Here is a 14,690-nt window from a genome sequence, read left to right as displayed (position 1 = left end):
CTCTATGGGCTAACGCCCGCAGCACGCGCGGCTTTGTAGTGAAGGCGGAGCCGCAACGAAAAGGCCGTCGCTGTGCCTGCGATTGTTAGGCATTTCTACTTCCGGCCCCTCGAAATATAGTCGGCATATTCATCTTGAATCATAAACTCGTTCAATAACCTTTCAGATGATCCTGCGAATCGTTGCTCAATAAACTCTATCGCTTGGCCAAATGAAGTGTATGATTTGACCTCATTCGCATCCTCTAGATCTGGATCTAGTGGACCAAACTCATAAATATCAAGGAATGATTCATCACCCAAATCAGCAGTTTCGTAAACTGAAACATCTATTTCGGATTTGGAAACTCGAACGCTTAGCCACTGAATACCAGCACGGCCATCCCGTTCACAGCCACCAAGAAAGCACTCAACTGCTTTTCCTCGCTTAAGCGCCGACTCAGCTTCTTGAAGATTAAGGTATCTACGGCTCATTTTGTATGCCTAACGCCGCAAACAGCGGCCGAACGATAGTGAGGTCCAGCACAGGCGCTTTTTGCCTGTGCACCGCTGCTTTGCTTTGTTAGGCATTTTGAACAACCACTGTTTGCGAGCTTGGTGAACTGTACTGCCATGCTTCAGACCCGCTACAAGCTTCTGTAACAACAAACTCCGCCCCACCTTGAAATCTAAGTGACAACAAGGGCTGACTTGAAACTGATGTTAACAGTAAACCGATAAGACTTACCAATGCATCACAAAAACCAAACTGCCCTTGCAGTAACAAATTTCCGTCCTGCTTTAGTTCAGCTGTGTTGTAAATGCTAAAACAAGCATCCTGAAACACCAAATGAATGTAGTCATGAACGAACACGACCTGGGACAATGGCGCTACTGGTAGGATATATGGACTCATAATGATGAATGCCTAACGCCTTGCTTACCGGCCCAACGGAGCAGAGTAAGCTTGTGGTAAAGTTTGCGCAGCAAACCACAAGCTTACGGCGCGTAGTTGAGTCCGAGTACAGCAACTTGTTAGCTGCTGGCCTCGTAATCGAAGCCTTTAAATATACTAATTCCAGCATCAACCTCTTTAAATAAAGAATCTGCGTCCACTTCCAACCTATCTTTCCTAAGACGCTCGACAAAAGTGACAATTGTTTCCCGTACTTTATGTGCAAGATAGTCTCGTAATTCATTCTTGGATCGAACCTCCCAGACTTCGCTGGGAATTTGAATATCAGCGGTTATGTAACGCTGCTTCTTTGCGAATCTCAGCCTGGTTATACCCTCATCGCCAAACTTCTGAAATTCTCCATCTATTCTCAGTACAGGTGCATATTCATCAATTTCTTTGCAATACGTTGATGTGCAACTGCTTCGCAGTGCCTTATATAGGTCAACTTTTATCTTGCCTAGCCCGCCGTCTTTGGGACCGCCACATTGGGCACCAATAGAAATTATGCTCATGACTACCTTTTGCTGCTAACGCAAAGCACACGGGCGGAAAAACGCGACAGCGTTTGACGTCCCAGTGGCCGCAGGCCACGAGTGATGCGCCTTGTTATATAACATGCTAGTTTTTACCACCGGCAAACTTGCCAATGACAACCAATATTGCCCCAACAACTAAAGCCGGCAACCTAAATTTTGCCCAATCAAATGAGCTTTCATCAGTAGGCGCAATTTTTAAGTAAGAATCATTAGATGACGATTGAAACGCATCAACTGGCAAGAAGTCTACCGCGAAGCCTGCAACCGCATATAAAAGAACTAAACAGCCAACGATGATTAGGGCTTTACTCACTTGAATCTGCCTCTTGTTATATAACATTTTATTAGTGCGCATGCGCGTTTATCACGTTAGACCAGTAAAAATGCGCACAGTTAACTATCTGTTTATGCAGAAGTTATCAGCTTTTTATAAAATACACCATCTGGAAAAACGCGCATGCGCGTTTTCCAAACCTATTAACTAAAATTCAGTTACTATATTTACCTGATTTTAAAGAGTTTTATTTATTTCGAATGGAATTAGTGCGCACTGATTTTGTCTGAAAATCATACCAAAACACCTAAATTTAAATACGACTGTATACCCATACATTGTTAGTCGATTTCTGGTAAGGCCAAGCATAGGCAAATAGATAAGAATTTGTATGGCAGCAGGAGTGGGAATTTTCGGTTGAGCTAACGAGCCGAAACACGAAATGGGGCAATAGCTTTTTAGCAGAACGGGCAGCGAGAGGGTTAGTTAGGATTGGCATTATTACGGAAGTGACCGTTGGTGGCATGGTTGCTCATTCACATCTATGTGATCGCAACATTCGTAAATCCATGTACAGCAGATGCCACCGTCGAGCCCTCAAGGACGAGTTTACGGCGTGTCGCTGGAGCAATATTGCCAATCGACACTGCACATGTTGTGAATCTTTTTCGAAACTAACTTTGATGAATTGAAGCTTCAACCTAATCCGGTTTAAACACGCCGATCACAGCACCGGTGGCTTTTTCTGTGACCTTTTCATCGGTTTGCTGTTCACGGTAATCACACTCTGTGCATTCAACGGTTTCGATGCCGTTTTCCTTGTAGAGTAAAATGCTGTCTTTGGCGCTGCATTTTGGGCACTTAGCACCGGCTACGAAACGCTTTTTGATTTTAGTGTTTGTCATAATAGATAAAGGACCAGATAGCAGGGCCAAGGGACTCGGCCGAAGAAATTGCCGCTATTTTGCCACACTGATGATTGAATACCAGTGTTACCTGAAAGTATGAGGCCTTAGGTCGATGTGATGCGATTCGCTAAAGATCATCCTGAAAAGTCGAATAATTGTCCTAGTTATCGGGTCAGGCTGTGGTTTGAAACTGGGTTGTACGCTATTATCTGTGCCCTGACGAATTCACGTTCTAACCAAGTTGTAGTTAATGATCAGCATCAACCAAGCGCAATTAATCCGTGGCAGCAAAACCCTGCTAGATGAGACCTCTCTCACGATTTATCCCGGCCATAAGGTCGGTTTAGTCGGTGCTAACGGCACAGGCAAATCTTCACTGCTCGCATTAATTTTAGGTCACTTAAGCCTAGATAAAGGTGAATTTAGTCTGCCTTCTGGCTGGCAAATTGCCACTGTGGCCCAAGAAACCCCTGCGCTCGACGTCTCGGCACTGGAATATGTGATCGATGGCGATAGCGAATATCGCCAATTAGAAGCCCTATTGCACAAGGCCCAAGAAGAGAACGACGGCAATGCCATCGCACTCTTACACGGCAAAATCGACGCTATCGGTGGTTATGCGATTCATTCGCGCGCGGGTTCATTGTTAGCGGGTCTGGGCTTTAGTGAAGCCGAGCAAAGCAATCCAGTGAAAAGCTTTTCGGGTGGTTGGCGTATGCGCCTCAACTTAGCCCAAGCGCTACTGTGCCGCTCTGACTTATTACTCCTCGACGAACCGACCAACCACTTGGACTTAGATACCATGTACTGGCTCGAAGGTTGGATTAAGTCCTATCAAGGCACGCTGATTTTAATCAGCCATGATAGGGACTTTATCGATGAAATCGTTGATGAAATCGTCCACGTTGAAAATCAAAAACTCAATTTCTACAAAGGCAATTACAGTGCCTTTGAGCGCATTCGTGCCGAACGCATGTCGCAACAACAGGTTGCCTTCGAACGCCAACAAAAAGAACGTGCACACATGCAGTCCTTCGTTGACCGTTTCCGTTACAAGGCAAGTAAAGCCAAACAAGCGCAGAGCCGCTTAAAGGCACTAGAGCGCATGACTGAGTTGTTGCCGTCTCAAGCCGATAGCCCCTTTTATATGGAGTTTCGGGCTCCAGAAGCCCTGCCCAATCCACTGATTAAAATGGAGCAAGTCGCGATCGGTTATAGCGATAAGCCAATCCTGAGCAAGGTGCATTTAAACTTAGTACCGGGTGCGCGCATTGGTTTACTCGGCCGTAACGGCGCGGGTAAGTCGACGCTCATCAAACTGTTATCGGGCCAATTGTCACCACTGACAGGTTTGTATGAACCTAACCCTGGCGTCAATATTGGCTACTTTGCCCAGCACCAAATCGAATTTTTACGCCTCGACGATACGCCGATGCAGCATTTAGTACGTCTGGCACCCAACGCCAGAGAGCAAGAGTTGCGTAACTTCTTAGGCGGTTTTGGCTTTAATGGCGATATGGCGCTCTCACCTGTACGCCCCTTTTCTGGCGGCGAGAAAGCCCGTTTAGTGTTAGCGCTATTAGTTTGGCAACGCCCTAACCTATTGCTGCTCGATGAACCCACCAACCATTTAGACTTAGAGATGCGCCACGCCCTGACAATGGCATTGCAAACCTTTGAAGGCGCTATGGTTGTCGTCTCGCATGATAGGCATTTACTGCGATTAACCTGTAGCGATTACTATCTGGTGGATCAAGGTGAAGTACGCGCCTTCGACGGCGACTTAGACGATTATCACCAATGGTTGCTCGATGCGGCGAAAGCCAACTCGAATCAAAACAGCACCAGCGACGAGATCAAACCTGCCGCCGATAAAAAACAGCAAAAACGCCTCGAGGCCGAGATCCGCCAAAAGGTATCGCCGCTCAAGCGCAAACAAACTAAGTTAGAAACCGAGCAACAAAAGCTGAGCGAACGCCTCGCCGAGCTAGAACACTTGCTGGCCGATAGCGAATTGTATGATCAAGATAACAAAGCCAAGCTAACCTCGGTATTAACCGAGCGAACGAGCTTGACGCAAACCTTAGAAGACAGTGAAATGCAATGGCTCGAGTTGCAAGAAGAGATAGATGCAATGGAGCAAGAGGTCATGGAGCAACAATAACTCCAGCGTTCTTTTAAATAAAAGTCAGTAGCAGCGGCAATACAAGGAAATAGTATGGCGGTTTTAACCCAGTTCGACAGTCAACTCTGGCAATGGTGTGATATGAGCTATGCGCAAAACAAAGCGCTCTGTCTCGAATTGCAAAATAGCTGTCAGGTGAACGTCAATCTACTGCTACTGGCACAATATTTAGATATCACTATGGATGTGTCTGGGCCGCAGCAATACAGCCCAGACCAATGGCAAGCACTGATGAATGCTGTAGGTGAATGGGATGAAAGGTTTCTCACGCCCTACCGCAAATTACGTAAACTCGCTAAGTCCAGCCTAAATGAGCAAGAGTATCAGCAGATGCTCGCCGTTGAGCTAATGATGGAACGTAAAGCGCAGCGAACCATCTTGAATAAACTCAATGAACTCAGCCCAAGCGGCCAAGCAACAAATCTAGTGAGCTACTTAAGCCTGTTTGGACTCAGTGACATTGATGCCAACGAAATCGGCCTCATTGCGCCCTGACCTAAGTTAATCAAGTTAGAACAAGCTCAACCATGTTAGCTCAAACTCAATCAAATTGACGTGAGCCGCTAACAGCTGCGGCCTTGCGGATAGCGTTCACAGTCATCCTTGATCACCAACCAGTTCAACTGACTCTCAGTATAAATATGGTACTTAGGCTGAACTTGGTTAGCATCGTCCAGACTCGCTATGCTCAAGGTCAAATAATCGGGATATTGAGTATGTCGGTAAGTTAACGATGTACCGCACTTGTCACAAAATCCACGGCGAATAAACTCAGACGATGCAAACTCAGTCACCTGACCTTTAAGCCAAATCACTTGGCTGAGTTTAAAATCCATCCAAGCCCCAAATGCAGAGCCCGTGCTTTTTTGGCACGAACGGCAGTGGCAATAATCCGCATCAAAGGGTTCACCTTCTATCTGATAACGAATCGCGCCGCATAAGCAACCACCTTCCCGTAATGTGTTTTCAGACATTCACACCCCATCAAGCTTTATCAAGCTAAGCTGCATTTTGATAAGATAACATCAGGCTTTACCGTCAGTGAGCTTCTGTGCGAGTGCGGTGGCATTACGTGCCGTGATGCCATAAATCGACAGCTGCGGGTTAGCGCCAAGGCTGGTCGGGAAGATAGAGCCATCCATTACAGATAAATTCTCTAAATAGTGCGACTGTCCATAACTGTTGACCATAGAAAGCTTTTCATCTTCGCCGAAGGGACAACCGCCCATTACGTGCGCCGATGCAACGATAGTGCGCAGTGGCGCGAGTGACATCTGCGCAATGCTCTCTTTGGCGTCTTTCCACGAGGATAAGTAAGGCATGCCATCGCTGATCGGCAACACTTTTAAGGCGCCAGCCGAGAATTGTAACTCCGCCATACTGGCAAAAGCGCGTCTCGCGGCCCGCCAAAAGGCATCGGTCAGCGGATAATCTAAAGCAAAACCCTTATCCGTTAAGTGTACTTCACCGCCTTGACTGTCGGGATGATAGCCATCGCGGATCAAAGCGATAGTCACTTGCAACTGATTGAATTGTGACATTAACTCAGCATGACTTGTACCATAACCTAAGGTTTTAGAGGCAATTAAAATCGGATGCACCGGCGGCACTTCAAGTTTATAACCCAGCTCACCATCGGCGCCATTGTTCCACACAAATTCATCGGAATAGATAGATTGCGGCGCACCGCTATGGCCATTGATCGAATCGGCAAATACGCCGCCGGATAACAAAGTAGGATGTAAAAAGGTGCGTTTACCCAAAAGTTGGTGGGGATCGGGCACTTGCGAACGCATCAAAATCGTCGGTGTATGGATAGCACCCGCACTCAAAATATAATGTTTAGCCTTAAATAACAGCTCAACGTCAGTGGGTCGTAAATTCACATCCAGCGCCTGCGCCTTTAACGCAAACACTTGGCCATTATGGTGCTCAATCTTAGTCACTTTAGCGCGACTGATCAGCTGCGCGCCTTTCTCAAGTGCCGCGGGAATCGTAGTGACTAGCATAGATTGCTTCGCATTGACCGGACAACCCATGCCGCAATAGCCGGTATTCCAGCAACCCGCCACATTGCGTTTAATCACAGTGTATTCCCAGCCAAGATTGATACAACCTTGCTTCAGGGCGGCATTATTGCGATTAGGCTCATAATTCCATTCATGAATGTTGAGCCGTTGTTCCATTTGCTCAAACCAAGGATCTAAACTCTCGCGATTAAGCCCAACAACCGATTTATGTTGCGCCCAAAAGGCTAACGCCTCGGTCGGCGTGCGAATAGAAGTGGTCCAGTTAACTGTGGTTGAACCACCGACTGCGCGACCTTGAAAAATCCCAATCGCCTTGTCGGCGGTTTTCATCGCCGCAGCTTGTTGATACAAGTTGGGATAAGCGACCCGCTCTTCCATATTAAAATCGCTGGAGGATTTTAGCGGTCCCGCCTCAATCATGATCACGCTCAGCCCTGCTTGGGTGAGGATTTCAGCCGCCACACCGCCGCCAGCACCTGTGCCGACAATAATCACATCAGCTTCAAACTGCTGGTTTTCTTGCAATTGGCTCGCATCAGTGTGCAACCAACCAGAGTTTAAACCATTCACTATAGGATCTATGATTGCCAACTTGAGTGCTCCACTGTCGCGGGTAAAATGCTTATTATTCGGCGTTTAATTAGGTTAAAAATGGACTCGCTATTTGAACAGCTCAGGCTTGGCATAATGCAGGCGGCTCCAGTGCTCAGGACAAGCGTAGTAACTTGCCATCACTAATTCGCGCAATCCGAGATAAGCCGTTTGTAACAAAGCAAAATAACTGTGGCGCCAGGTTTCTAACATATCAGTTAACTCGGCGGGAGAGCGCATCAATAGCGGCGTCATGCTCGAGGTGAGTACTAGTAAACCAAGACGATTTTCGAGCATATCGAGCAGCTCAAACAATTCGGTCTGCTGCTCATCGGGTAACACAGCAATCGACTGTTTGATGGCATCTAAAGTGCGGTTTTGCGCCGCTAACTTATGGATGGCCACATCAGGCAAGGCGCCGTCGAGCATCACAGGCAAAAGCACGCTAAACAACAAACGATAATCTTTACCTTCGCTATCCTCGGGCAAACTAAACTCAGGAGAATAGAGATTAACCCCTAAGGCTAACGCAGCCGTACCGGCAAACGCACCCATTATAAAGGTTCGTCGCTTCATCTCTATCTCCTAATTATCAACCTAAATGTCGGCCTAAATATCAGCATAAAAAACAATTGTGCTACAATGGCCGCGAGTTTATACCCAAGCGACCTCAAAATACGAATTTCAGCATTTTGAGTTGGTTTGGGTATAAATTAAACACACGTTTTAATTTTCAGCAATAGCCGATACCAAGATAAACATCTATGCCAAATTCCTTTATGCCACCTTGGTGGGCCAAGAGCCCCCATATACAAACGATTTTACCCGTATTCACTAAAGTGGCCAAACCAGCATTACAGCGGCAGCGCTTAGAGTTACCCGATGGCGATTTTATCGATTTAGATTGGCAGGATGTTCCACAGTCTGGCAAACCGATCGTGGTGATCATCCACGGCTTAGAAGGAAGTGCTCAATCCCATTATGCGCGGCGGATACTGCAAGCCTGTAAGGAACAGCAACTCGCAGCCGTCGTGCACCATCACAGAAGTTGTTCGGGTGAGGCTAATCGCCTCGCCCGCAGTTATCACAGTGGCGATACGGACGATTTACAGTTTAGTCTATCGACACTGAAAAGCGCGTATCCGCAATCGCCCTTATTAGCCGTAGGTTACAGTTTAGGCGGCAATGTGCTGACTAAGTATCAAGGCGAATATCAGGATGATAGTTTATTAGCCCGCGCTGTGGTTGTCTCTGCGCCGCTGCAATTGTCAGCCTGCGCTAAACGCTTGGAAAATGGCTTTTCGAAGGTGTATCAAAGCTATCTAATCAAACAGTTGCAACAGAAAATAAGCCATAAACTAAATGATCCCGACTTAGCCATCTCTATGCCGCTAAGCCAGTTACAGGTCGACCGTTTAAATACCTTCTATGATTTTGACGATAAAGTCACAGCGCCATTACACGGCTTTGACGGCGTCGACGATTACTATACGCGTGCCAGTGGCTTACCCTTTGTCAGCCGCATAACTAAACCGACGCTCATCATACATGCTAAGGACGATCCCTTTATGACCGATGAAGTGATCCCCCAATCAAGTCAATTGTCGGGCTATGTGGAATACGAACTGCATCCCTATGGCGGCCATGTCGGCTTTATTGAAGGCGGTACACCTTGGAAACCGCGCTTCTACCTTGAGCGACGGATCTTACATTTTTTACTAGGCGATCAAAGTGTTGACTCACTTAGCGCAGACCCAATCAACGGCGACAATATCACCCAAGGAAACACCGATGCTCATTCCCTATGAAACCCTGTTACAACTCCCAAAGGAAACGCTCGCCAATGTGATCCGCGAATATCTCTTAGGTCAAGTGGAGGATGGCAGCTTTGCCAGTCTCGATGAACAGGAACTGATGCAGGCGATAGTCCAATGTCAACAAGCACTTAAACAAGGTAAGCTGAAATTAGAGTACAGTGAGGACGATGAGTCCTTCGCGATACGCTCGGCGGATCAAATAGCACAGCAGCAAGATTGACCAGTCCTATCTCTGTACCGTATAAATAGTACTCGCGTTTTTATCGCTTCCCCATAAGCGGCTCTTTTGGTTCCTAGCTAGGTAGAAAAAATGTCAGCAAAACATCCCATTATTGCAGTTACAGGCTCATCAGGCGCGGGAACCACCACGACGACCACCGCCTTTAGCCATATTTTTCGCCAACTCGGGATCAACGCCGCCTTTGTCGAAGGCGACAGTTTTCATCATTTTACCCGCGCCGAAATGGAAGTCATGATCCGCAAATCCCAAGCTGAAAACCGCAATCTTAGCTATTTTGGCCCAGAGGCTAATAACTTTGCTCGTTTAGAGCAATGCTTTCGCGATTACAGCACCACAGGCCAAGGTGAAACCCGCAGCTATTTACACACCTTCGATGAGGCAGTGCCTTTTAACCAGATGCCCGGCACTTTTACCCAATGGCGACCACTACCTGAAAATACCGATATGCTCTACTACGAAGGCTTACATGGCGGTGTGGTTACTGGTGATGCCAATGTCGCCCAGCATGTGGACTTGCTGATCGGCATGGTGCCCATAGTCAACTTAGAGTGGATCCAAAAAATTATCCGCGATACTTCAGAACGTGGCCACAGCCGTGAAAAAGTCATGGGGTCAATTGTGCGCAGTATGGACGACTATATTAAGCACATGACGCCACAGTTCTCCCGCACTCACATTAACTTTCAGCGAGTACCGACGGTCGATACCTCTAACCCATTTAGTGCCAAAGATATTCCGAGCTTAGATGAGAGCTTTGTGGTGATCCGCTTCCGCGGTATCAATAATGTCGACTTCCCCTATTACCTCAATATGATCCAAGGTTCATTTATGTCACGGGTCAACACACTCGTCGTCCCCGGCGGCAAAATGTCGCTGGCGATGGAGCTGATCCTTACGCCTTTGATTAAAGATTTGATGGAAAAACGTCAACAACTTAATACTCCAGAGGCGAACTGAAACCTTGAGGATTTGTGGGCAATTTTGACTAAAGGCTAAGGAAATAAAGTCTTTTTTTGCAATGGATTAAGTTTTATTTAAGCCACTCGCGCTAATCTTGTCGGCATCGGGATTTCAGGCGAAAGAACGATAGTTGGCATACTCTTGGGAGTTAATTCCCCCATCTTGATCTGTTGATTTCCTTGAGTATGTCAGCAACCTTTTAACGAAACTATATAAGTTAATTCCGCATCCATGCTTGATCTCTTGATTCCCTTGAGTATGTCAGCAACCTTTTAACGTAACTTTAAGTCTTCAGAGTTAATTCCACATCCATACTTGATCTGTTGATTTCCTTGAGTATATCAGCAACCTTTAAGTCTTCAGCGTTACTTCCGCATCCATGCTTGATCCGTTGATTCCCTTGAGTATGTCAGCAACTTTTAAGTCTTCAGCGTTACTTCCGCATCCATGCTTGATCTGTTGATTCCTTTAGGTATACCAACAACCTTATCTTAAACTCTAAATCTTCAGAGTTAATTCCACATCCATGCTTGACCTGTTGATTACCTTAAGTATGTCAGCAAACTTCTCTTAAACTCTAAATCTTCAGAGTTAATTCCACATCCATTGATTCCCTCGTGTATGTCAGCAACCTCTTAATAAACAGTTAACTCCATACCTGTGCTTGATCCAGCCTGTATTTTAAACTGATTTTCTACGCACGAGATTCTTGTACATCACCATGCACTCTAAGGCTATGCCTCTGGGCGAGCAGTAGATGGATTCCTCTTCTAAACCTTCACCACCAAAACCACAGTGGCGATAAAAATCTACCGCATTCAAAGTCGATTCCAACCTCAACTGGGCAATCCCCTGATTAAAAGCCATAGTTTCAATAAATTGCAGCAGCACTTTACCAACTCCTAACCCCATAGCATCGGGGGAAACAAACAAGGCTTCTAACTGAGCATAGGGTTCATCCAACATGGCCGTGCCGACCACAGTCTTAAGCTGCGACTCGTCAGAGGACAACTCTGCCACATAAAAATGTGCATCGACGATACGACTAAATTGCTCGGTCAGTTCGCCCTCGGTCCAAATCACCAGATCGCCCGCATCATAAAATCCGGCGCAGCCTTTATTAATAGCTGCATTACGGATATCCCAGCAGACCTGAGCATCAGCTTTCGTCGCTTTTCGTATAGTTATCATCATGTTTTCCAATTAAAAATGCTCAGCCATAACATGCCATGAAGCCGCTAAAACGCCAAGTAAACGAGTGTTCTAATCTTTCAACCAATAAAAAACCGCCCGTAGGCGGTTTAATCAAAGCTACAGAACCTTAATGGATCTTAGCTAACATATCTGACTTAGTCTTAGCGCTAGACTTAGCCTTTAATCAATTCACTAATAGTCAATACGCCGTGGGTTGTTGCACCCGCGCCCCACATGGCAGAAGCTGAATCTTCAAAAGCGCCCGCTAAATCAACGTGTAACCATTTAGCTTCGGGTGACACGAAACGCCATAAGAAACCAGCGGCATTAGAAGCACCACCTGCACCGCCGCCTTTCATTGCGCGGCTGTTTGCGGTGTCAGCATAGGCAGATGGACACATTTCTTTGTGCCAAGGATCCAGCGGCAGCGGCCATACTCGCTCGGCAACGCTAGTGGCTTTTTGCTGGGCCAGTTGCAACACATCCGCCTGTGGCGAGAAAATCGCGTTGTAGTTAGAACCCACCGCCATCACAGCGGCGCCTGTAAGGGTCGCTGCATCGATAATAAAAGGTGCGCCTGTAGCAGAAGCAGCTTGTAGGCCATCGGCCAACACTAAGCGCCCTTCCGCATCTGTGTTCACCACTTCAACTGTTACACCATTTTTGTAGGTCAGAATATCACCTAACTTATAGGCGCGACCGCTGATCAAGTTTTCAGCACAACATAAGAAGAGTTTAACGCGTTTGTTGAGGCCAGACTTGATCGCTAAACCAAGTGCTGCAGTCACAGTCGCCGCGCCGCCCATATCGCATTTCATGCCTAACATGCCTTCAGAAGCTTTGATACTGTAGCCGCCAGAATCAAAGGTAATCCCTTTACCCACAAGCGCCACAGACACGGGTGCATCGGCGGCTAATGGGTTGAAGTCTAACGCTAACATTGCTGGTGGACGCTCACTGCCGCGACCGACGGCATGGATACCAATCCACTGCTCTTCAAGCAGCGCTTCGCCTTCAATAATCCGATAACTTACCTTGTCGCCACCAACGTCAGCCAACCATTTTGCTGCTTGTTGGGCAAGCTTCACTGGCGACAGGTTCTCAGGCGTATCGTTGATCAGTTGACGGGCAAAAGTCGCCACATCGAGTCGACGTTGCAATTCTGCTTGCACAGACTCATCACCACACCAATGGATTTGATAGCCTGGTTTTGCCGTCGCGAAACCTTGGGCAAACACCCATTGGCTATTGAGATCCCAAAACTGCCCAGCTAATTCCACACAGCTAATGCCTTGACTGCGCAGTTTACGGGCCGCCATTTGAATTTGACGTAGCTCATCGCCACCCGCTAAATGAATTTGCGCACCGTCGGCAGTATAAGTTACATCAGCCTTGCCCCAGTGCGCGGCTGGCGTTTCTTTAGTTAATTGCACTTTCATCAATTCAGTTACTTTTAGTTCACTCATTAGGGATCCTTATTTTTCGATTCGTTTTAGAACAATCAATCAGAACAATCAATCAGCAATCAGAACAAACTTTATGGCGGCAGTTTACTGCTAGCAGACGATGACGCAAAGCGATTGGCTAAAGTTACTCAGGTAAAATCTGTAAACATTTGCGAAATTTGCTAGGCTTTGCGACCTTGAACAGCCGAGATAGGTCTATCGATGGAATTTACACCGCCACTACAACAGGGCATTTTATTGCGCCGCTATAAGCGTTTTCTGGCCGATGTGCAGCTAAGCGATGGCAGTGAGATCACCCTACATTGCCCCAATACCGGCTCTATGCGTAATTGCCTGTATCCCGGTGAAACTGTATGGTTTTCTACCTCTGATAACCCTAAACGTAAGTACGCCCATACATGGGAACTGATGACCACGCCAGATGCTGGCTTGATCGGTATCCACTCGGGTCAGGCGAACACCTTAGCCGAAGAAGCCATCAATAAAGGTATCATCAAGGAACTCACGGGTTATGATAGCCTCAGCCGTGAAGTCAAATACGGTGATGAAAATAGTCGCATCGATATCCTGCTACAGGGTGCTCAAAAACCCGCCTGTTATATAGAAGTCAAAAGTTGTACTTTGCTCGAAGATGACCAAGGTTATTTTCCCGATGCTGTAAGCCTACGCGGTCAAAAACATTTACGAGAATTGATGCACATGGTGAGTCAAGGCCATCGAGCCGTATTGCTATTTGTGGTGCAGCATAGTGAAATATTCAGTGTTGCCCCAGCAGCACATATCGACCCTGAATATGCTAAGTTACTGAAAATGGCTGTGTTAGCCGGCGTTGAAGTGCTAGCCTATCGCTGTAAAATCTCCCCTACAGAGATTCACCTAGCCCAAGCCTGCGATGTACGAGTATGATGTTAAGGCTGAGTTAAATTTGATTTCATTTGAATTAGCGAACATAGTCAAAAAATTCAATCAAAGCAGAATGAAAAGTTTGCCTCGATGTGAAGATTCTGCTATAGATAGCGGCCGTTCTTAAGGACGCCCTACAAACGCAAATGATTACAGGAGATGCGTTATGCCTGAAGGCACCAAAAAACTTGGCGTACTCGCTATCGCAGGTGTAAATCCTTACCAGGAAAAGCCGGGTGAGGAGTATATGAACGCTAAGCAACTGGGTCACTTCAAGACAATTCTTGAAGCTTGGCGCAATCAGTTGCGTGAAGAGGTCGACCGTACTCTTAGCCACATGCAGGACGAAGCCGCAAACTTTCCCGATCCTGTTGACCGTGCAGCACAAGAAGAAGAGTTCAGCCTCGAACTTCGTGCTCGCGATAGAGAACGTAAGCTGATCAAAAAAATCGAAAAAACACTGCAAAAAATTGAAGAAGACGATTTCGGCTTCTGTGATTCTTGCGGTATCGAAATCGGCATCCGCCGTCTCGAAGCGCGTCCAACAGCCGATCAATGCATCGACTGTAAAACGCTTGCAGAGATCAAAGAGAAACAAATGGCTGGTTAATCAAGCATACTGGGCGGGGATTTCCCCGCCTATTTGTTT

The 14,690-nt window shown here is 46.8% G+C and carries 17 protein-coding genes; 7 read left to right on the top strand and 10 right to left on the bottom strand.

Annotated elements, in window-relative coordinates; genetic code table 11:
- Window positions 1–95 precede the first annotated feature (95 nt).
- The 5 genes from L5L77_RS17415 to L5L77_RS17395 form a co-directional block, all read right to left on the bottom strand.
- Complete coding sequence (locus tag L5L77_RS17415; protein WP_263223277.1) at window positions 96–473, bottom strand: hypothetical protein; 378 nt, start codon at window positions 471–473, stop codon at window positions 96–98.
- An 88-nt stretch (window positions 474–561) separates the two neighbouring features.
- Window positions 562–894 (bottom strand): hypothetical protein, encoded by a 333-nt coding sequence (locus L5L77_RS17410; RefSeq protein WP_263186465.1) that lies wholly within the window; start codon window positions 892–894, stop codon window positions 562–564.
- A gap of 119 nt (window positions 895–1,013) precedes the next feature.
- Window positions 1,014–1,448, bottom strand: a complete 435-nt coding sequence (locus L5L77_RS17405) for a hypothetical protein (RefSeq protein ID WP_248085093.1) — start codon at window positions 1,446–1,448, stop codon at window positions 1,014–1,016.
- Window positions 1,449–1,554: 106 nt separating this feature from the next.
- The gene (locus L5L77_RS17400) at window positions 1,555–1,785 is read right to left on the bottom strand and encodes a hypothetical protein (protein WP_263223276.1); all 231 of its coding nucleotides are present in this window, start codon (window positions 1,783–1,785) and stop codon (window positions 1,555–1,557) included.
- 662 nt (window positions 1,786–2,447) lie between these two features.
- On the bottom strand, window positions 2,448–2,651 hold the full coding sequence (locus L5L77_RS17395; RefSeq protein ID WP_012088350.1) for a YheV family putative zinc ribbon protein: 204 nt from the start codon (window positions 2,649–2,651) through the stop codon (window positions 2,448–2,450).
- A gap of 253 nt (window positions 2,652–2,904) precedes the next feature.
- Here L5L77_RS17395 and L5L77_RS17390 point away from each other — a divergent pair, with 253 nt between their 5' ends.
- Window positions 2,905–4,818: an ABC transporter ATP-binding protein gene (locus L5L77_RS17390; RefSeq protein WP_263193227.1), complete on the top strand. Its 1,914-nt coding sequence runs from the start codon at window positions 2,905–2,907 to the stop codon at window positions 4,816–4,818.
- 54 nt (window positions 4,819–4,872) lie between these two features.
- Window positions 4,873–5,334: a TIGR02444 family protein gene (locus tag L5L77_RS17385; RefSeq protein ID WP_263183048.1), complete on the top strand. Its 462-nt coding sequence runs from the start codon at window positions 4,873–4,875 to the stop codon at window positions 5,332–5,334.
- A 68-nt stretch (window positions 5,335–5,402) separates the two neighbouring features.
- Here the strand turns inward: L5L77_RS17385 and L5L77_RS17380 are convergent, their stop codons facing one another.
- The 3 genes from L5L77_RS17380 to L5L77_RS17370 all read right to left on the bottom strand — a co-directional run bounded on the left by L5L77_RS17380 (window position 5,403) and on the right by L5L77_RS17370 (window position 8,036).
- Window positions 5,403–5,813, bottom strand: coding sequence for a GFA family protein (locus L5L77_RS17380; protein ID WP_263183050.1), 411 nt, complete (start codon window positions 5,811–5,813; stop codon window positions 5,403–5,405).
- A 51-nt stretch (window positions 5,814–5,864) separates the two neighbouring features.
- Window positions 5,865–7,460: a GMC family oxidoreductase gene (locus L5L77_RS17375; protein ID WP_219234457.1), complete on the bottom strand. Its 1,596-nt coding sequence runs from the start codon at window positions 7,458–7,460 to the stop codon at window positions 5,865–5,867.
- 69 nt (window positions 7,461–7,529) lie between these two features.
- Window positions 7,530–8,036, bottom strand: a complete 507-nt coding sequence (locus L5L77_RS17370; protein WP_105251529.1) for a TAT leader-containing periplasmic protein — start codon at window positions 8,034–8,036, stop codon at window positions 7,530–7,532.
- A gap of 188 nt (window positions 8,037–8,224) precedes the next feature.
- Between L5L77_RS17370 and L5L77_RS17365 the strand changes: the two genes are divergently transcribed.
- From L5L77_RS17365 to L5L77_RS17355, 3 genes are all read left to right on the top strand, one after another.
- Window positions 8,225–9,268, top strand: a complete 1,044-nt coding sequence (locus tag L5L77_RS17365; RefSeq protein ID WP_263168356.1) for a hydrolase — start codon at window positions 8,225–8,227, stop codon at window positions 9,266–9,268.
- Complete coding sequence (locus L5L77_RS17360; RefSeq protein ID WP_113939743.1) at window positions 9,252–9,497, top strand: YheU family protein; 246 nt, start codon at window positions 9,252–9,254, stop codon at window positions 9,495–9,497. The genes L5L77_RS17365 and L5L77_RS17360 overlap by 17 nt, the downstream gene beginning before the upstream one ends.
- Before the next feature lie 90 nt (window positions 9,498–9,587).
- Window positions 9,588–10,475 (top strand): phosphoribulokinase, encoded by an 888-nt coding sequence (locus L5L77_RS17355; protein ID WP_011847692.1) that lies wholly within the window; start codon window positions 9,588–9,590, stop codon window positions 10,473–10,475.
- Window positions 10,476–11,159: 684 nt separating this feature from the next.
- On the opposite strand, the gene L5L77_RS17350 is transcribed toward L5L77_RS17355, so the two are convergent.
- Window positions 11,160–11,669, bottom strand: a complete 510-nt coding sequence (locus L5L77_RS17350; RefSeq protein ID WP_263223275.1) for a GNAT family N-acetyltransferase — start codon at window positions 11,667–11,669, stop codon at window positions 11,160–11,162.
- A 176-nt stretch (window positions 11,670–11,845) separates the two neighbouring features.
- Entirely contained in the window at window positions 11,846–13,138 is a 1,293-nt protein-coding gene (pepB, locus tag L5L77_RS17345; protein WP_263193224.1) for an aminopeptidase PepB, read from the bottom strand.
- A 201-nt stretch (window positions 13,139–13,339) separates the two neighbouring features.
- Here pepB and sfsA point away from each other — a divergent pair, with 201 nt between their 5' ends.
- On the top strand, window positions 13,340–14,044 hold the full coding sequence (sfsA, locus tag L5L77_RS17340; RefSeq protein WP_263193223.1) for a DNA/RNA nuclease SfsA: 705 nt from the start codon (window positions 13,340–13,342) through the stop codon (window positions 14,042–14,044).
- A gap of 163 nt (window positions 14,045–14,207) precedes the next feature.
- A complete protein-coding gene (gene dksA / locus L5L77_RS17335) occupies window positions 14,208–14,651 on the top strand; it encodes an RNA polymerase-binding protein DksA (protein ID WP_006082967.1) in 444 nt (147 codons plus the stop codon).
- The last annotated feature ends 39 nt before the right edge of the window (window positions 14,652–14,690 follow it).

Origin of the sequence: Shewanella sp. SM29 (genome assembly GCF_025654245.1) — a bacterium.
GTDB classification, from domain to species: Bacteria; Pseudomonadota; Gammaproteobacteria; order Enterobacterales; family Shewanellaceae; genus Shewanella; species Shewanella oncorhynchi.
This window is presented reverse-complemented; position numbering and strand designations above follow the sequence as displayed.

Bases quoted from the DNA above. Each gene is read 5' to 3' on its own strand.
- L5L77_RS17415 (WP_263223277.1), bottom strand. From the start codon at position 473: ATGAGCCGTAGATACCTTAATCTTCAAGAAGCTGAGTCGGCGCTTAAG.
- L5L77_RS17410 (WP_263186465.1), bottom strand. From the start codon at position 894: ATGAGTCCATATATCCTACCAGTAGCGCCATTGTCCCAGGTCGTGTTC.
- L5L77_RS17405 (WP_248085093.1), bottom strand. From the start codon at position 1,448: ATGAGCATAATTTCTATTGGTGCCCAATGTGGCGGTCCCAAAGACGGC.
- L5L77_RS17395 (WP_012088350.1), bottom strand. From the start codon at position 2,651: ATGACAAACACTAAAATCAAAAAGCGTTTCGTAGCCGGTGCTAAGTGC.
- L5L77_RS17390 (WP_263193227.1), top strand. From the start codon at position 2,905: ATGATCAGCATCAACCAAGCGCAATTAATCCGTGGCAGCAAAACCCTG.
- L5L77_RS17385 (WP_263183048.1), top strand. From the start codon at position 4,873: ATGGCGGTTTTAACCCAGTTCGACAGTCAACTCTGGCAATGGTGTGAT.
- L5L77_RS17380 (WP_263183050.1), bottom strand. From the start codon at position 5,813: ATGTCTGAAAACACATTACGGGAAGGTGGTTGCTTATGCGGCGCGATT.
- L5L77_RS17370 (WP_105251529.1), bottom strand. From the start codon at position 8,036: ATGAAGCGACGAACCTTTATAATGGGTGCGTTTGCCGGTACGGCTGCG.
- L5L77_RS17365 (WP_263168356.1), top strand. From the start codon at position 8,225: ATGCCAAATTCCTTTATGCCACCTTGGTGGGCCAAGAGCCCCCATATA.
- L5L77_RS17360 (WP_113939743.1), top strand. From the start codon at position 9,252: ATGCTCATTCCCTATGAAACCCTGTTACAACTCCCAAAGGAAACGCTC.
- L5L77_RS17355 (WP_011847692.1), top strand. From the start codon at position 9,588: ATGTCAGCAAAACATCCCATTATTGCAGTTACAGGCTCATCAGGCGCG.
- L5L77_RS17350 (WP_263223275.1), bottom strand. From the start codon at position 11,669: ATGATAACTATACGAAAAGCGACGAAAGCTGATGCTCAGGTCTGCTGG.
- pepB (WP_263193224.1), bottom strand. From the start codon at position 13,138: ATGAGTGAACTAAAAGTAACTGAATTGATGAAAGTGCAATTAACTAAA.
- sfsA (WP_263193223.1), top strand. From the start codon at position 13,340: ATGGAATTTACACCGCCACTACAACAGGGCATTTTATTGCGCCGCTAT.
- dksA (WP_006082967.1), top strand. From the start codon at position 14,208: ATGCCTGAAGGCACCAAAAAACTTGGCGTACTCGCTATCGCAGGTGTA.